The sequence below is a fragment of the Streptomyces sp. NPDC016562 genome, assembly GCF_043076955.1.
Classification (GTDB): domain Bacteria; phylum Actinomycetota; class Actinomycetes; order Streptomycetales; family Streptomycetaceae; genus Streptomyces.
Map to the genome: position 1 here is coordinate 79055 of NZ_JBIBRZ010000005.1, position 16239 is coordinate 95293.

At 74.1% G+C, this 16239-nt stretch carries 16 protein-coding genes; 6 read left to right on the forward strand and 10 right to left on the reverse strand.

Annotation, left to right across the window (positions count from 1 at the left end):
- The first annotated feature begins 12 nt into the window (after positions 1-12).
- A complete protein-coding gene (locus ACF059_RS22030; protein WP_392059706.1) occupies positions 13-2115 on the forward strand; it encodes a PQQ-binding-like beta-propeller repeat protein in 2103 nt (700 codons plus the stop codon).
- A 10-nt stretch (positions 2116-2125) separates the two neighbouring features.
- Here ACF059_RS22030 and ACF059_RS22035 read toward each other — a convergent pair whose 3' ends face one another.
- Positions 2126-2644, reverse strand: coding sequence for a DUF402 domain-containing protein (locus tag ACF059_RS22035; RefSeq protein WP_392059709.1), 519 nt, complete (start codon positions 2642-2644; stop codon positions 2126-2128).
- Positions 2641-3579 carry a GNAT family N-acetyltransferase gene (locus tag ACF059_RS22040; protein WP_392059712.1) on the reverse strand — a complete coding sequence of 313 codons (939 nt, stop codon included), beginning with the start codon at positions 3577-3579 and terminating at the stop codon, positions 2641-2643. Before ACF059_RS22040 ends, ACF059_RS22035 begins: the two co-directional genes overlap by 4 nt.
- A 52-nt stretch (positions 3580-3631) precedes the next feature.
- Here ACF059_RS22040 and ACF059_RS22045 point away from each other — a divergent pair, with 52 nt between their 5' ends.
- Complete coding sequence (locus ACF059_RS22045) at positions 3632-4036, forward strand: GntR family transcriptional regulator (protein ID WP_392059715.1); 405 nt, start codon at positions 3632-3634, stop codon at positions 4034-4036.
- A 69-nt stretch (positions 4037-4105) separates the two neighbouring features.
- Here the strand turns inward: ACF059_RS22045 and ACF059_RS22050 are convergent, their stop codons facing one another.
- The gene (locus tag ACF059_RS22050) at positions 4106-5203 is read right to left on the reverse strand and encodes a DUF5925 domain-containing protein (RefSeq protein WP_392059718.1); all 1098 of its coding nucleotides are present in this window, start codon (positions 5201-5203) and stop codon (positions 4106-4108) included.
- A 214-nt stretch (positions 5204-5417) separates the two neighbouring features.
- Here ACF059_RS22050 and ACF059_RS22055 point away from each other — a divergent pair, with 214 nt between their 5' ends.
- Positions 5418-6230 (forward strand): SGNH/GDSL hydrolase family protein, encoded by an 813-nt coding sequence (locus ACF059_RS22055; protein WP_392059721.1) that lies wholly within the window; start codon positions 5418-5420, stop codon positions 6228-6230.
- Here ACF059_RS22055 and ACF059_RS22060 read toward each other — a convergent pair.
- Positions 6200-7951 carry a serine/threonine-protein kinase gene (locus tag ACF059_RS22060; RefSeq protein ID WP_392059724.1) on the reverse strand — a complete coding sequence of 584 codons (1752 nt, stop codon included), beginning with the start codon at positions 7949-7951 and terminating at the stop codon, positions 6200-6202. The genes ACF059_RS22055 and ACF059_RS22060 overlap by 31 nt on opposite strands.
- Positions 7952-8228: 277 nt before the next feature.
- Between ACF059_RS22060 and ACF059_RS22065 the strand changes: the two genes are divergently transcribed.
- Positions 8229-8498 carry a hypothetical protein gene (locus ACF059_RS22065; protein WP_076046471.1) on the forward strand — a complete coding sequence of 90 codons (270 nt, stop codon included), beginning with the start codon at positions 8229-8231 and terminating at the stop codon, positions 8496-8498.
- Positions 8499-8546: 48 nt separating this feature from the next.
- Here the strand turns inward: ACF059_RS22065 and ACF059_RS22070 are convergent, their stop codons facing one another.
- The 3 genes from ACF059_RS22070 to ACF059_RS22080 form a co-directional block, all read right to left on the reverse strand.
- Positions 8547-9743 carry a CaiB/BaiF CoA transferase family protein gene (locus tag ACF059_RS22070; RefSeq protein WP_392059727.1) on the reverse strand — a complete coding sequence of 399 codons (1197 nt, stop codon included), beginning with the start codon at positions 9741-9743 and terminating at the stop codon, positions 8547-8549.
- Between the two features lie 87 nt (positions 9744-9830).
- Positions 9831-10619, reverse strand: coding sequence for an ABC transporter permease (locus ACF059_RS22075; protein ID WP_392059730.1), 789 nt, complete (start codon positions 10617-10619; stop codon positions 9831-9833).
- Positions 10616-11605: an ATP-binding cassette domain-containing protein gene (locus ACF059_RS22080; protein ID WP_392059733.1), complete on the reverse strand. Its 990-nt coding sequence runs from the start codon at positions 11603-11605 to the stop codon at positions 10616-10618. The genes ACF059_RS22075 and ACF059_RS22080 overlap by 4 nt, the downstream gene beginning before the upstream one ends.
- 73 nt (positions 11606-11678) lie before the next feature.
- Between ACF059_RS22080 and ACF059_RS22085 the strand changes: the two genes are divergently transcribed.
- Positions 11679-12446 (forward strand): TetR/AcrR family transcriptional regulator, encoded by a 768-nt coding sequence (locus tag ACF059_RS22085; protein ID WP_392059736.1) that lies wholly within the window; start codon positions 11679-11681, stop codon positions 12444-12446.
- A gap of 6 nt (positions 12447-12452) precedes the next feature.
- Here the strand turns inward: ACF059_RS22085 and ACF059_RS22090 are convergent, their stop codons facing one another.
- Entirely contained in the window at positions 12453-13574 is a 1122-nt protein-coding gene (locus ACF059_RS22090; protein ID WP_392060326.1) for a type ISP restriction/modification enzyme, read from the reverse strand.
- Between the two features lie 155 nt (positions 13575-13729).
- Between ACF059_RS22090 and ACF059_RS22095 the strand changes: the two genes are divergently transcribed.
- On the forward strand, positions 13730-13894 hold the full coding sequence (locus ACF059_RS22095; RefSeq protein ID WP_392059739.1) for a hypothetical protein: 165 nt from the start codon (positions 13730-13732) through the stop codon (positions 13892-13894).
- A 57-nt stretch (positions 13895-13951) separates the two neighbouring features.
- Here the strand turns inward: ACF059_RS22095 and ACF059_RS22100 are convergent, their stop codons facing one another.
- Together ACF059_RS22100 and hmgA are read right to left on the reverse strand one after the other, a co-directional pair.
- Positions 13952-14701 (reverse strand): GntR family transcriptional regulator, encoded by a 750-nt coding sequence (locus tag ACF059_RS22100; protein ID WP_392059742.1) that lies wholly within the window; start codon positions 14699-14701, stop codon positions 13952-13954.
- Positions 14702-14763: 62 nt separating this feature from the next.
- On the reverse strand, positions 14764-16104 hold the full coding sequence (hmgA, locus tag ACF059_RS22105; protein ID WP_392059745.1) for a homogentisate 1,2-dioxygenase: 1341 nt from the start codon (positions 16102-16104) through the stop codon (positions 14764-14766).
- Positions 16105-16239: the final 135 nt, after the last annotated feature.

The following is a 16239-nucleotide window of genomic DNA, read 5'->3' on the forward strand; positions in this document are numbered from 1 at the left end:
AAGCCGCACCCCATGAAGCCCCTGGAATCCGGAGACCCGATCCGACTGGGTCCGTACCGCATCCTCGCCGTGCTCGGCGAAGGAGGCATGGGCAAGGTCTACGTCGGCCAGGACGGCGCGGGGCACGCCGCCGCCGTGAAGGTGCTGCACCCCCACCTGACGCACGACCAGAACCTCACGGGGCGGTTCGTCCGCGAGGCCCAGATGGCCAGGGCGGTCACCGGCGGGTCCGTGGCCCGCGTCCTGGACGCCCGGACGGAGGGCGGGCGTCCGTGGATCGCCACCGAGTTCCTGACCGGGCCGACCCTCGCCGACGCCGTCCGCGCCCACGGACCGTTCGACGAGGCGACGGTACGGGCCCTGGCGGCGGCGCTCGCCCGCGCGCTGCGCGAGATCCACGCCGCCGGCCTCGTCCACCGGGACCTGAAGCCCGCCAACATCGTGCTCACCGCGACCGGCCCGCGCGTCATCGACTTCGGCATCGCCCGCCCCGAACACGGCCTCACCCTCACCGCCACCGGCCAGGTCCCGGTCACCCCCGGCTACGGCGCGCCCGAGCAGGTCCTCGGGCAGCGCGTCGGGCCGCCGGCCGACGTCTTCTCCCTCGGCGCGGTCCTGGTGTACGCGGCGAGCGGGCAGCACGCCTACGAGGGCGCGCACGTCGCCGCCGTGCAGTACGAGGTCGTCCACGGCGCGCCGCGCCTGGACCGGGTTTCGCCCGTGCTCCAGCCGCTGATCGGTCCGTGCCTGGCCAAGGACCCGGCGGCGCGGCCCCTGCCGGACCAGATCATCGGGGCCTTCGCCCCGCCCCGCGGCGCCGAACGCCTCTGGCGCAAGGGCCCGATCGCGCAGGACATCACGACCCGGGAGCAGAGCCTGCACCGGCTGACCACGCTGCCGGGCGGGGTCACGGCCGCCCGGCGCCCCCTCTCCCGGCGCGGCCTGCTGACCGGCCTCGCGGCCGGCGGAGCCGTGCTCGCGGCCGGCGGCGGCGCCGCCTGGTGGATCGGCAGGGGCGAGCGTCGCGGGCCCTTCGACATCCCGGCGGCCGCCCAAGTCCCGCAGGCCCGCGTCCTGGACGCGAAGAAGGGCGACTACGTCCTCGGCCAGACCCCCGACCCGCTGTGGAGCCTCGCCTCGGTGCTCTCGGACGACACGCCCGCGCCCCTGCCCGTACGGGACGTCCTCGTCGTCGGGGCGGCGAAGGGCGGCATCGCCGCGCACAGCGTCGTCGACGGCAGCCTGCGGTGGTCGGCGCCTCAGGTGGTGGCCGCTCACCGCTATCTGTCCCTCTCCGACCGGCTCGTGGCGGCCACCGACCGCGACGGCACCCTCGTGACCTTCGTCGCCTCGACCGGGGAGCCCAAGTGGACGGCTCCCGCCGAGGCCGCCTCGCTCCTGGCGGCGGACGAAGAAGCCGTGTACGTGATCACCAAGGACGGGCGGGTGCGCGGCATCGGCCGGTCCGACGCCAAGGTCCGCTGGACCGTCCACGTGGACGCGGACCTCGGTACGAAGGCCGCCTCGCGCGGCCTGGCGGCCGAGGGCCGGCTCGTCGTCGCGGCGGCGGACGGCACCGTCGCCGCCCTCGACACGGCCGACGGCCGCACGGTGTGGGACCACCGCAAGCTGTCCGACGGCGAACGGGCCAAGCTCGCCCTGTCCGGGCGGATCCTGTGCGTGACCGGGAAGAACCTCGCCGCCTTCGACCTCCTCGACGGCAGGGAAATCTGGTCGGCCGAGAACCGCGAAGAGCCGAGCGCCGCCACGGTCTTCTGGGGACCCCCGACCATCCACGGCGACCACGTGTACGCGACGGCCCGGAAGTTCCCCCTGCGCGTCGACCTGCGCACCGGCAAGGGAACGGACTGGGCCTACACCGCGCTCCTCGAATGCGACCCGCCCAGCCCCCTCGTCGTACAGGGCAACGGCCTCTGGTCGGTCGCCGTCAACAAGACCCAGGGCGGCGTCAACGTCATCGACCTCTCCTCCGAGAACCGGCCGCCGTGGGTGTTCCCCCTCATCAAGAACCCCGACCGCTACTGGCTCACGGCCGACGCGAACCGCGTGTTCCTCCTGGACGGCACGTCACTGCTCGCCCTCCCGGTGTTCTGACGCGCCGCCGCTACGCCAGGAGCGCGCCCAGACCCGCCGGCGTCCGGGCCTGGTCGTCCAGCGCGTCCAGCGCCCGTACGGCCCGGGCGGCCGCCTCCGGGTCGCTCGTCGCGAGGCCGCTCTCGGCGAACTCGTCCTCGTCCAGGCGCAGTACGAGGGTCCCGTCCGCCGAGACCCACAGGTCGAGGTCCAGGTCCTCCACGTGGATCTCCCCGTTGCGCACCAGCGCCGGGCGGGTGACGTCGCAGTACCAGCCCTTGAGGACGCCGTCGCCCGTCCACACCTCCTTGACCGAGTACCAGCGCGTCCGCCAGAAGTGCTCGACGAACACGTCGCCCGGCTCGAACCGCACGAAGCCGAAGTCCCGGACGCCGTCGGCCGCCCAGGGGGCGCGCACCGAGATCCGGTCGCCGTCGTCGGCGACCTGCGCCGCCGGATAGCGGATCTTGGTCCGGCCGGCCTTGGTCAGGACGACGGTCAGCCGGGCGGTGGGTTGCGCGGTCGGTCGGCCGGTCGGTCGCTCGGTCATCGGGTCCCCAGCTTCCTCGTGTAACGCGTCTCGCTCGCGCAGATCTCGTATCCGAACCACTCGTTGACGGCGAGCATCGGAGCGTTTCCGGCGTCGTTGCCGGTGAAGGCCTCGGTGTACCCGGCCTCGCGGGCCCGGTGCAGCGACGCGTTCTTGACGAGCTTCGCCAGACCACGCCCCCGGAAGGCGCGCAGGGTGCCGGTCATCGCCGTGGCGTAGCGGGTCGCTCCATCCGTCTGGGCGGCCGTGAAGGCGGCCACCGCGCCGTCGACGAGGAGGACGGTCGTCAGCTCCTTGTCGAGGGCCGGGCTGTTCCAGGTGTGCGCGAGCCAGTCCTCGTAGTCGTCGAACTCGACGGCCACGTCCCCCGGTTCGTCGGACGTCGTCTCCGCGTCGGCCTCGAAGAGCGGACGGGGGTCGGCGGCGAAGGCGGAGGCGGGGCGCAGCTCGACCCCGGCCGGGAGGACCTCGGGGAGCGGGGGCAGGGCGCCGGCCAGGTCCAGGCGCAGGAAGTGCGCGGACCGGCTGGGGCGGTAGCCGTGGCGCTCGGCGAAGGCGCGGTGGGCGGGCTCGTCCAGGACCCAGGCGTACGTGTCGACCGCGCCTCGTGCGGCGAGGTGCGCCTCGGCGGCGCGGAGCAGGAGGGTGCCGGCGCCGAGACGGCGGTGGGCCGGATCGACGTGGACGTTGACGTACGACTGGCCGGGCTGCGGGCTGTCGTGGGCGATGCCGACCTGGGCGGTGCCGATGACGGCACCCGCGGCGGTCTCGGCGACGAGCAGGCGGTAGTGCTTCGCGGGGTGGGCGCAGGCGAGCTCGAAGGCCACGCCCTCGGCCGTGGTGATCATGAAGGGCAGGGCAGCGCGCCGTACCCGGACGACGGACTCGGCGTCCGAGGGGTCGTCGGGCCGGAGGTCGCGGATCGATACGGTCATGCGGCAGACGCTACGGGCGCGCTGGCGCCCGGCGCCTCCCAATTAAGGGGCCATGGGGGAGAATCACCCCGTGACCTCGACGAACCTGAAGATCACCCTCGACACCGCGGCCGGCTCGGCCGCCCCGTACGAACAGCTGCGCGCGCAGATCGCGGACCGGGCCCGGTCGGGAAGGCTGCCGGCGGGCTACAAGCTGCCGACGGTACGGGGCCTGGCGCAGGAGCTGGGGCTGGCCGCCAACACCGTGGCGAAGGCCTACCGGGCCCTGGAGGCCGACGGGGTGATCGAGACGCGGGGCCGCAACGGCACGTTCGTCGCGGCCGCGGGGGACTCGGCGTCGCGCGAGGCCGCCTCCGCCGCGCAGGCCTACGCGGAGCGGGTGCACCGCCTCGGCCTGACTCAGGCCGAGGCGACGGCCGCGGCCGGCGACGCCGTCCGGGCCCGGTACGCCCAGTGACCCGGACCTCGTCCGCCCCGTACTGCTAGAGGTACGGCCTCGTACTCCTAGAGGTACGGCCCCGTACTCCTAGAGGTACAGCCCCGCCTCCGAACTGTGCGGCTGCGGCGGCAGGATCGCCGCCGGGCCCGTGCCGCGCCGCAGGGCGAAGAGCTCCGCCAGGCTCGCCCCCTCGCGGGACACGCCCTCGTCCGTGCCCAGCCACTCCACGGCCTCCGGGTGCGTCAGCCGGCCGACCTCGATGCGGGCCAGGCAGCGCCCCGGCCGGACCACCGCCGGGTGGAGCCGCTCCAGGTCCTCGTTCGTCGTCACCCCGACCAGGACGTTGCGGCCCTGCCCCAGCAGCCCGTCCGTCAGGTTGAGCAGGCGCGACAGCGCCTGCCCGGCGGTGTGGCGGGCCTCGCCGCGGATCAGCTCGTCGCAGTCCTCCAGCAGCAGCAGCCGCCAACGGCCCCTCGACGTGCCCTCGTCCTCGCCGATCGCGATGTCCATCAGGTAGCCCACGTCGTTGAACAGCCGCTCCGGGTCCAGGACGCAGTCCACCTGGCACCAGTCCCGCCACGACCGGGCCAGCGTCCGCAGCGCCGAGGTCTTGCCCGTGCCCGGCGGGCCGTGCAGCAGGAGCAGCCGGCCCGCGATGTCGTCCGGCGTCAGCTTCATCAGCCGGTCCATGGCCCCGGCCACCGGCGCGGTGTAGTTGGGCCGCACCTCCGCCCAGGTCCCGGCCGCGATCTGGCGGGTCGTCCGGTACGGGCCGCGGCGCGGGGAGACGTACCAGAAGCCCATCGTGACGTTCTCGGGCTGCGGTTCGGGCTCGTCCTGCGCGCCCTCCGTGGCGGTGGCGAGCACCGACTGCGCGAGTTCGTCGTTGACCGCGGTCACCGTGACGTCCGCGCCACGGCTCCAGCGGGAGACGAGCATGGTCCAGCCCTCGCCCTCGGCGAGGGTGGCGCTGCGGTCGCTGTCGCGCGCCGAGCGCAACACGGCGGCCCCGGGCGGCAGAAGGGTGGCCTCCGCCTTGACCCGCTCGATGGACACGCTGTGCGAGTACGGCTGCTCACCGGAGGCGAAACGGCCGAGAAACAGCGCGTCCACGACATCCGACGGTGAATCGCTGTCGTCGACATTGAGCCGGATCGGCAGCGCGTCATGCGGGTTGGCTGGCATGGCGTCCATGATCCGGCACGCGGTGCCCGCGTGCACCCGTGTTTCGCCGGATCGGGTGCCCGAGTTACCTCTTCAAACGCATGCGGGAGTGAAGATTCGGGCCACAACTCTTCCCCGAACATTCTTGGCATGAACACTTCCAGCCACGCCCGGCTGCTTGTACCACGGACTCAGGAGTAACTCCCGAGTAACCCCCACAAGGAGCCGCACCCCCATGAGCAAGAGAATGCCGCGCTTCGCCGCCTTGACGTCCTCCCTGTTACTCGCCGCGGGCGCCGCCCTGTTCGGCGCCGGCCAGGCGTCCGCCGCCGCCCAGGCCGACTTCGGCTACGTCGCCCTCGGTGACTCGTACTCCTCCGGCCTCGGCGCCGGCGGTTACGACACCGCGAGCGGCGACTGCAAGCGCACCACCCGCGCCTACCCGGCCCTGTGGGCCGCCGCCCACGCCCCGCAGACCTTCTCCTTCACCGCCTGCTCGGGCGCCCGTACGGGTGACGTCCTCGCCAACCAGCTCGCCCCGCTCAACTCCGGCACCGACCTGGTCAGCATCACCGTGGGCGGCAACGACGCCGGATTCTCCGACGTCATGACGACCTGTGTGCTCCAGTCCGAATCCTCCTGCATCACCCGCGTGAACCAGGCCAAGGCCTACGTGGACTCCACCCTCCCCGGCCAGCTCGACCAGGTCTACAACGCCATCGACAGCCGTGCCCCCGCCGCCCACGTCGTCGTCATCGGCTATCCCCGCTTCTACAAGCTGGCCGGTACCTGCACGACCGGGCTGACCGAGGGCGAGCGCTCCGCCATCAACGGCGCGGCCGACCACCTCAACGCCGCCATCGCCAAGCGCGCCGCCGACCACGGCTTCACCTACGCCTCGGTCGTCGGCGCCTTCACGGGCCACGAGATCTGCTCCGGCAGCGCGTGGCTGCACAGCCTCAACTGGCTGAACGTCCCGGAGTCCTACCACCCGACCGCCTCCGGACACTCCGGTGGTTACCTGCCGGTCCTCACGAACGCCGCCTGATCCGCCTCCACAACCGCCTGATCCGTCTCGACAACCGCTTGATCCGCCTCGACCGCCTGATCCCCGTCGGTCGACGCCGGGCTCGGGGACGGGCTCGGCGCCGGCGACGGGCTCGCGCCGGAGGGGGAGGCCCCGCCGGTCGGCGTCGCCCTCTCGCACGTCACGGAGGTGGGCACCCACTGGGTGGCCACCTCCGCCGGTCCCCGCACCTCCAGCCGGACCGCGTCCTCGAAGGTCGCGTCCGGCGCGTACGTGAGCTCGGTGTGCTCCAGCCGCCGGCTCCGCGGCCCGCCCTCCTCGTAGGTGACGGACTGCCAGCCGGGACCGGTGGTCCGCCCGCTCCTCGTGGCCCAGCGGTACTCCAGCGACACGGGAGTGCGCTCCACCTCGACGATCGCGGTGAAGGCGGGCGCCCGCTCGGCGGGCGGCGGGCAGCTTCCGGTGTAGGAGGTGCGCACGGCGTCGACGTACACCGAGACGTACTGCCCCTCCCCGGCCGAGGCCGAAGCCGACACGGAGGCCGACGCCGAGGCGGACGCGGGCGCGGAAGGGCTCGTGGTGACGGAGGGCGCGGTGCTCGCCGAGCCCGACGGGGTGCCGCCGTCCCCGTCCCCGTTCCCCCGGTCCTTCAGCAGCAGCCACCCCAGCGCGACCAGCGCGAGCAGCATCAGCACGATCCCGACGGCCAGCACCGTCCCCGCCCGGCTCTCGCGACTCTCGCGGCCCACCGGCCCGGGCCCGGGCAGCGGCGGTGTGGGCTGCCCGTACCGCGCCGGTCCCGGCTCCTGCGGGCGGCCGTGCGCGAGGACGGTCGGCGCGTCCGGCCCCCTGCCCGCCACCGGCCCCGTCACCGCGGCCGGCCCCGACACCGGCCCGCCGGACGCCCGTACGGCCCCGCCCGCGCCCACGATCCGTAGCATCCGGGCCGCCTCCGCCGCGGGCAGCCGCTCGGCCGGGTCCTTGCACAGCAGCCCCTCCAGTACGGGGGCCAGCGGCCCGGCCCGGCGCGGCGGCGGCAACTCCTCGTCCACCACGGCCCGCAGGGTGTCCAGCGCGGTGGCCCGGCGGAACGGCGAGGCGCCCTCGACGGCGGCGTAGAGCATGACCCCCAGGGACCACAGGTCCGACTCGGGCCCCGGATCGCGCCCCAACGCCCGCTCGGGCGCGAGGAATTCGGGGGAGCCGACCACCTCGCCCGTCATGGTGATCGCCGAGGAGCCCTCCAGGCTCGCGATCCCGAAGTCGCTGAGCACCACCCGGCCGTCGTTGGCGAGCAGTACGTTGCCCGGCTTCACGTCCCGGTGCAGCACCCCCGCGTCGTGCGCGGAGCGCAGCGCCGCCAGGACCTGTTCCCCGATGTGCGCGGCGCGCTGCGGGCTCATCGGCCCCTCGGCCTCCAGTGCGTCGGCCAGGGAGAGGCCGTGCACCAGCTCCATGACGATCCAGGGCCGCCCGCCCTCGGAGGCCACGTCGTAGACCGTGACCACCCCGCGGTGCGCGATGCGGGCCGCCGCCCACGCCTCGCGCTCCAGGCGCCGGTACATCCGCTGCAGTTCGGCGGGGTCCAGTCCGTCGGGCGCCCGCACCTCCTTGACGGCGACGTCACGGGCCAGCACCTCGTCCCGGGCCCGCCACACGACGCCCATCCCGCCACGGCCGATCGCCTCGAGCAGCCGGTAGCGGCCCGCGACGACACGACCGGAGTTCGATTCCTCACTCACGCGAGCCCCCGAGTGCTCCTGTGCGCCGATGCGTCATCGCGCAGTCACTCCAAGTTAGCGCAGTGTGCGGCGTGTGGCTCCTGTCGTGACGGGACGCGCGGCGGGGCCCTCCGCAGCGTGACATCCGTGCGGAGAGTGACTGTCGACTCCGCTGAGTAACCGTCAACTCCCCGTAGCCGCAGGGGTAATTCACACCACCGGGATACCCGAGGGCGATCCGGGGACGATAGGGTTAACCTGCCCGGGCCGGGTGCCCTCGTACGGGTGGGGAGAGAACATGGAACAGATAGCAATGCGCAGCAGGCCGCCCCGCGTGCCTGCCATCACCTGCGGCAGCAGTGCGACCAGCTCGCGCCTCGACCGCCATCTCGCCGTGCTGGGCGGACCCGCCGTCCCGCACCGGGAGACCGCCGAGGCGACGCTGCTGATGCGCGAGCTCACCTCCCGCGACCACACGCACCGCCTGCGGAGCAGGAGCGCGCGCGTCTCGCTCTTCGCGCCGCTGCGCCGCCTGCGTCGCACGCTCTTCGGCAGCCGCCGTTCGTAACCGTCCCCGCACCGCAGCCGACGGCCCCCGGGCCGCGGCTTCCCGGCCCTAAGCGATCACACCGTCCCGGCGCAGTTCCGAGATCTGCGCGCCCGCCATCCCCAGGGCGCGCAGGAGGGACTCGGTGTGCTCACCCAGCGCGGGCACCGCACCCATGTGCGGTGCCGCGCCGCCCGGCAGCCCGATCGGCGGCAGCAGGGCCCGCAGCGGACCGGCCGGTGATCCCACCTCCCGCCAACGGTCCCGGGCCGCCAGCTGCGGATGCCCGGCCAGTTGGGCGACGGAGTTCAGGCGCGCGCAGGCGATGCCCGCCGCCTCCAGCCGCGCCACCGCCTCGTCGGCGTCCAGCCGGCCCAGCGCCTGCGCCACCACCGCGTCCGTCTTCTCGCGGTTGTGGGTGCGCGCCGTGTTCGTCGCGTAGTCCGGATCCTCGGCCAACTCGGGCCGTTCCAGGACCTGTCCGGCGAGCCGCCGCCACTCGCGGTCGTTCTGCACCGACAGCAGCACGCGGTCCCCGTCGGCCGTCGGATAGGCGTCGTACGGCGCGATCACCGCGTGCGCGAGGCCCGTGCGCACGGGCTGCTCCCCGCCGTGCATCGTGTGGTGCAGCGGATGCCCCATCCACTCGGCGAGCGCGTCCAGCATGGACACCTCCACCCTGCCCCCGCGGCCGGTCACCCCGCGCCGCAGCAGGGCGGCGAGCACCCCGGAGAAGGCGTACATGGCCGCCGCGATGTCCGCCGCCGGAATGCCCGCCTTCACGGGCTGCTCCGCGGTGCCGGTCACCGAGACCAGCCCCGCCTCGCACTGCACGAGCATGTCGTAGGCGCGCTTGTGGGCGTACGGGCCCTCGGCTCCGTAACCCGAGACGTCCACGGCGACCAGCCGCGGGTAACGCGCGCACAGCGCGGCCGAGTCGAGTCCGAGCCGGGCCGCGGCGCCCTGCGCGAGGTTCTGCACGAAGACGTCGGCGCCCGCCAGCAGTCGGTGCAGGACCTCCCGGCCCCGCGGGTCCTTCAGGTCGAGCGCGATCGACTCCTTGCCGCGGTTGGCCCAGACGAAGTGCGAGGCGAGGCCGCGCGCGGCGGTGTCGTAGGCGCGGGCGAAGTCGCCGCCGTCGGGGCGCTCGACCTTGATCACCCGGGCGCCGAGGTCGGCGAGCTGACGGGTGGCGAAGGGGGCCGAGACGGCCTGTTCGACGGCGACGACGGTGATGCCGTCCAGGGGGTGCGGTTCGGTAGCCATGGGCCCCTGCCTACCCGGTCGGGCGGGATCCTGTCACCCCGCCCGCGGCGACGGGCGCCCGCCGCACCCCCCGACGGGGGCGTCCCCTCAGTCCCGGCCGCGTGCGAACCGGCGCGTGGCCAGCGGCACGAAGACCGCGAGCAGGGCGAGCGACCAGAGCAGCGCCCCGGCCACCGGGTGGGCGACGGGCCAGGACGCGCCCGCCACCACCTCGCCGCCCGCGTTGCCGCACAGGGCGCGCACCGCCGTGGCGACCGCGCTGATCGGGTTCCACTCCGCGACCGCGCGCAGGCCCCCGGGCAGGCCGGCGGTCGGCAGGTAGGCGCTGGACAGCATCGGCAGGATGAAGGTGGCGCTGCCGAGCTGGCCCGCCGCCTCCTCGCTCCGGCTCAACAGGCCCAGGTAGGTGCCCGCCCACGCGGTGGCGAAGCGGAACAGCAGCAGCACGCCCCACGCCCCGGCCGCGCCCGGGAGTCCGTTCTCGCACCGCCAGCCCATCGCGAGCCCCACCAGCATCAGGGGCACCATCGACAGACCCGTGGTGAGCAGGTCGGCCGCAGTCTGCCCGAGCGGGACGGCGGTACGGCTCATGGGCAGGGTCCGGAAGCGGTCCGTCACCCCGCGGTGGGCGTCCTGCGCGGCCGTGAACATGCCCGCCATCAGCCCGTTCGCGGCCGTGGCGGCGAGCAGCCCGGGAACCAGGAACTCGCGGTACTCGGAGCCCGGCATGGCCAGCGCGCTGCCGAACACGTAGCCGAAGAACAGCAGCATGGTGATCGGCATCGTCTGCGTGAGGATCAGCAGGCCCGGGGCGTGCCGGGCCTTCTGCAGCTGGCGGACGAGGACGGCTCCGCCGTCGTACAGCAGGGTGCTCATGCGGCGTACTCCTCGTGGTGCCCGCTCTGCCCGGCGTCCCCTGCCTGCCCGGAACGCTTCGTGAGCCGCAGGAAGACCTGGTCGAGGGTGGGCGGGCGCAGGCTCGCGTCCGTCACGGGGACCCCGGCGGTGTCGAGTTCCCGGATGATGCGGGGCAGTGTGAGCCCGGCGTCGAGCACGCTCACCCCGACCGTCAGCCGCTCCTCGTCGAGCACCGGGCGGCCGCCGGTCAGCTGGTCCAGGACCCCGGCGGCGCCCGCGAGCGCCTCGCGGGCCGTGACGGCGACCTCCGCGTAGGCGCCGATCAGCGCCTTCAGTTCGGCCGGGGTGCCGGTGGCGGCGGCGCGGCCGCGGTCGACGACCACGATGTCGCCGGCGAGCCGGTCGGCCTCCTCCAGGTACTGGGTGGTGAGCAGGACGGTGGTGCCCTCGTCGGCCAGCTCCCGTACCGCCGTCCAGATCTGCTCGCGGGCCGCGGGGTCCAGGCCGGTGGTGGGCTCGTCGAGGAACAGCACCCGGGGGCGGGTGATCAGCCCCGCCGCCAGGTCCAGGCGCCGCTTCATCCCGCCGGACCAGGTGCCGGCCACCCGGTCGGCGGCCTCGCCGAGGCCGAAGCGCTCCAGCAGCCCGTCGGCCCGGGCCCGGCCCGCGGAGCCGCGCAGTCCGGCGAGCCGCGCGAACAGGCTGAGGTTCTCGCGGCCCGTCAGTTCCCCGTCGACGGAGGCGTACTGGCCGGTGACCCCGATGGCGCGGCGGACGGAGCCGGGGTCGCGGGTGATGTCGTGGCCGGCGACGAGGGCGCGGCCGCCGGTGGGGGTGGTGAGGGTGGTGAGGATCCGGACGGCGGTGGTCTTGCCCGCGCCGTTGGGGCCGAGGAGGCCGCAGACCGTGCCCTCGGCGACGGCGAGGTCGAGCCCGCGCAGGGCGTGGACCTCCCCGTAGTTCTTCTCCAGACCCTCACTAAGTACAGCGTACGTAGTGGTCATGTGCGGGACCTTACCGCATTGCGTACGGTGTACGTAACTAAGATGGGGGCGAGACGACGAGGTGATCTGAGCGATGACAGCCGGCGGTCGACCCGCTGAACCCGAAGTGATCTGGTCCCGCCCCCAGCGGACCGGTCGCGGACCCAGGCCCGCGCACAGCCGCGAGTCGATCGCCGCCGAAGCGGTGCGGGTCGCCGACGCCCTGGGGATCGAGGCCGTCTCCATGCGCCGGGTGGCGTCCGGGATCGGTGCCGGGACGATGTCCCTCTACAACTACGTGCCGCGCAAGGAGGACTTGTACGAGCTGATGGTCGACGCCGTCAGCGGGGAGTACGAGTTCGCCCGGCCGACCGGCGACTGGCGGGCCGACATGCTGGCCCTGGCCCGCCAGACGCGCGCGCTGATGCACCGCCACCCCTGGCTGCCGGGCCTGCTGAGCCCCGTCTACGGCTTCAGCCCCAACGCCCTGCGCTATCTGGAGCACAGCCTGGACTGCCTGGCTCCGCTGGAGGTCCCCGACGCCGAGAAACTGGAACTCGTGGCCGCCGTCAACGGCACCGTCGCGACCTACGTGACGGGCGAGCTCGCGCTGGCCGAGCGCGCCCGGTCGCTGCCCTGGAGCGAGGCGCAGGAACAGGCCGTACGGACGGCCTGGCTCGGCTCCTGCCTGGCCACCGGGCAGTACCCGCGGCTGGCGGCGGCCGTCACGGCCGGCGGCCCGGTCCCGGGCGCGGGGCTGGACATGGCCGCGGTGTTCGACCGCACGCTGATGCGGCTGCTGGGGGCGTGGGATCCGGGGGCCGCCTCGGGTGCGGGCCCGGCTTCGGACCCGCCTTCCTAGCGCCGCTCAGAGCAGGGCGAACTGGCCGCCCGGGCCCTCCTCCTGGTGGTCCAGCACCGAGGCCGGGCGCCGGGCCCGGGCCGGCGGCGGCAGCACCCCGGCCGCGCGCAGCTCACCGGCCGCCAGGCCCGGGCCGGGCTCGAACGCGGCCCGCTCCGGGGCCAGATCGGCCAGCAGGGCCAGGGTGGTCACCAGGGCGAGCAGCTCCGAGGTCCAGCTCTGCGGCCACTCGGCGGGACCCAGCGCCTCCAGCCCGTCGGCGTCCGGGCCGCGGTGCGCGGTGCGCGCGGCGAACCAGGCCTCCAGGACCCGTACGCCCTGCGCCTCGTACTCCCAGGCCTTCTGCGGCACGGGCGACACCGTCCCGCTCCCGAGGCTCAGGGTCTCGCTGTCCGCGTCGTACGCGAGCCCGTCGGGCCAGGCCCCGACCGCCGAGCGGACGTACGGGCGGCGCCCGCCGGGCAGTCGCGGCGGCTCACCGCGGGCCCCGCGCAGCTGGACGGCGAGCAGCCGGTGGCCGAGCCGGAGCCCGGCCCGCCAGCGCTCGGGGTCGGCCGTGAGCGGGACCTCGTACCCGCGCGGGCCCGGGCGGCCGGCCGCGAGGATCCAGCAGAGGAACTCCTCGGGGCTGGCCCAGCCGCCGTAGCGCTCGCCCAGCAGGTCCAGCAGGCCGGGGGCGAGGTTCGGCTCCGCGCCGCCGGGGCGCCGGTGCAGCGGCCGGATCCGGCCGAGCCGGCCGGTCGGGAGGTGGGCGGTGACCAGAAGCTCCGGGGTCTCGACGGTGAACAGCTGGTGCTCGTCGCGGACCCGCCAGAGCTCCGGGCGTGCCGTGTCGATGAGCCGCTGGTCCGGCAGGAGCCACTGCTCGTCGAAGGGCTCGCGCAGCACCCGTACGGGCTCGGGGCAGGGCCCGGGCGCGTCGGCGAAACGGGCCGTGGACGCCGAGCGCTGGCCCGGCAGCGCGGCCGCCCCGGCGGCGGGCGTGCGCCTGCGGCTCGGGCGGAACAAGCGCTCCCGCTCGGCCCCTTCGCAGCCGGTCAGAGCGGCCCAGCGGGCGCGCAGGGCGGCCGGATCGGGCGCGGCCACCCAGTCCCGGCCCAGGCGCAGGCCGCCCACGGACCAGGGCATCAGATCGTCCAGCAGCGGTACGTCGTCGCTCACGCCGCCGATGGTAGCGACGGCACCCGACGGCCGGGCCGCGTCCAGGCCGAAGCGCTACGCTCCTTATGTACGCACATGTACTCACATGTACGCATCCAGGCGGTCCGACCGAGGAGTGGGTCATGAGCCAGTACGACGAATACTCGACCCCGTCGCAGGCCGAGGGCGAGCGCCTCGACGAGGACATGGACGACAAGCAGCGCAAGGAGCGCCACCCCCAGACGATGCGGACCACGCCGTCCCAGGCGGAGGGTGAGCGCGCCACGGAGGACGAGCAGAAGAAGTGACGCCGTTCCCCGGCGCCGGTCTCCTCGCCGGGACGCCGTCGCCGTCCTCCTCGCCGGTCAGTGCGCGTCGACCGTCACGGTGAAGGAGAACCGGTCGCCGCGGTAGCGGATCCGCGCCACGTCCACCACCCGCCCGTCCTCGTCGTACGTCACGCCCGTGTAGTGCAGGATCGGGCTGAGCAGCGGGACCTGGAGCAGCTCGGCCGTCTCCGGGTCGGCGAGCCGCGCCTCGACCGTGTCCGTGATCCGGCTGATGCGCACGCCCACGACGTCCCGCAGCACCTTCGTCATCGGCCAGCGTTCGAGATCGGCCAGGTCCACCGCCTCCGCGAGCTGCGGGAGCACCGCGTTCTCCACCCAGTTGGTCGGCTCGCCGCTCTCGCGGTCGTACCGCAGCCGGCGGTAGGCGACCACCTCCGCCGTGCCCGGGAAATGCTCCAGGAGCTCCCCGGCCACGGCCGTGCGGCCGTGGCCGAGGATCTTCGTACGGTCACCCGACTGCTGGGCCACGATCGCGTCGACCGAGCCCAGCAGTCGCACCGGGGTGCTGCGCAGCGCCCCCGGCTCGATGAACGTGCCGCGCCGCCGGTGCCGGCTGATCAACCCCTCGCCCTCCAGCTCCTTGAGCGCCTGCCGCATGGTCAGCACGCTCACCCCGTAGTGCTCGGCCAGCCGCTCCTCGGTGGGCAGGCGCAGCGAGGCGTCCGGGGTGCGCCCGAGTATCGAGGCGCGCAGGGACTGCGACACCTGATACCAGAGGGGCAGCTTCCGGTTCAGCACCAGCGAGTCGGGGGCGAAGGCGGTCACGGGTGGATCTCCGAACGGCTGGACAGGGGTGACGGCGGCGCATGCAGCGTATGCAGTGCCGGTCAGGCGCGGAAGTGGCGCTGCAGACCCTGCCACACGTCGTCATAGCCGCGCTGGAGGTGATCGGCGCCGGCCGCCTGGGCGGTGGCGGTGATCGGCCAGCGGGTCTCGAACATGAACGCCAGACCGTCGTCGATCTTCTGCGGCTTCAGCTCGGCGGCGCTCGCCCGCTCGAAGGTCTCGTGGTCGGGGCCGTGCGCGGACATCATGTTGTGGAGCGAGCCGCCACCGGGGACGAAGCCCTCGGCCTTGGCGTCGTAGGCGCCCTCGATCAGGCCCATGTACTCGCTCATCACGTTGCGGTGGAAGTACGGCGGGCGGAAGGTGTCCTCGCCGACCAGCCAGCGCGGGGCGAAGACCACGAAGTCCACGCCCGCCAGGCCAGGCGTGTCGGAGGGCGAGGTCAGGACCGTGAAGATCGACGGATCGGGGTGGTCGTAGCTGATCGAGCCCAGGACGTTGAAACGCCGCAGGTCGTAGACGTACGGGACGTGGCTGCCGTGCCAGGCCACCACGTCGAGCGGGGAGTGGTCGTAGGTCGCGGACCAGAGGTTGCCGCAGAACTTGTTGACCACCTCGGTCGGGCGGTCGAGCAGGTCGGGCGCCTCGTACGCCGCCACCGGGGCCCGGAAGTCCCGGGCGGCCGCGAGGCCGTTGGCGCCGATCGGGCCGAGGTCGGGCAGCTGGAAGGGCTGGCCGTAGTTCTCGCAGACGTAGCCGCGGGCGTCGGAGTCCAGCAGCTCCACGCGGAAGCGGACGCCGCGCGGGATGAGGGCCACGTCGCCCGGGCGGGCGGCGAGCAGACCGAGCTCGGTGCGCAGCAGCAGACCGCCGCGCTCGGGGACGATCAGCAGCTCGCCGTCGGAGTCGCTGAACACCCGGTCGGTCATGGGCGCGTTCGCGGCGTAGAGGTGGATGGCCATACCGGTGCGCTGGGTCGCGTCACCGTTGCCGCCGAGGGTCCACAGGCCGGCCAGGAAGTCGGTGCCGGGGGCCGGGTCGGGCAGCGGGTTCCAGCGCAGCCGGTTCGGGTCCGCCGGGGCCTCGGTGAAGGGGCCGGTGCGCAGGGCCCCGTTGTCGATCCGGGTGAAGGGCGGGTGCGCGGCCGACGGGCGGATCCGGTAGAGCCAGGAGCGGCGGTTGTGGCTGCGGGGCTCGGTGAAGGCGCTGCCGCTGAGCTGCTCGGCGTACAGGCCGAGGGGGGCGCGCTGCGGCGAGTTCCGGCCGAGCGGCAGGGCGCCGGGGACGGCCTCGGAGCTGTGCTCGTTGCCGAAGCCGGTGAGGTATTCCAGGGCCTCCGCCGTCTTCCTGGCCTGCTCGCTGCCGCCGGCCTGCTCGCTCATGTGCTGCTCCTGCTCCGTCGAAGGAATCCTATGGTCGACAGTAGGATTCCGCGGGCCGCGCGTCAACGGTGTCCTGGCGCGGATGGCCGGATCACGCGGTTCCCGATTCCCCCGTGCGCGGGGGGATCCGAAAAG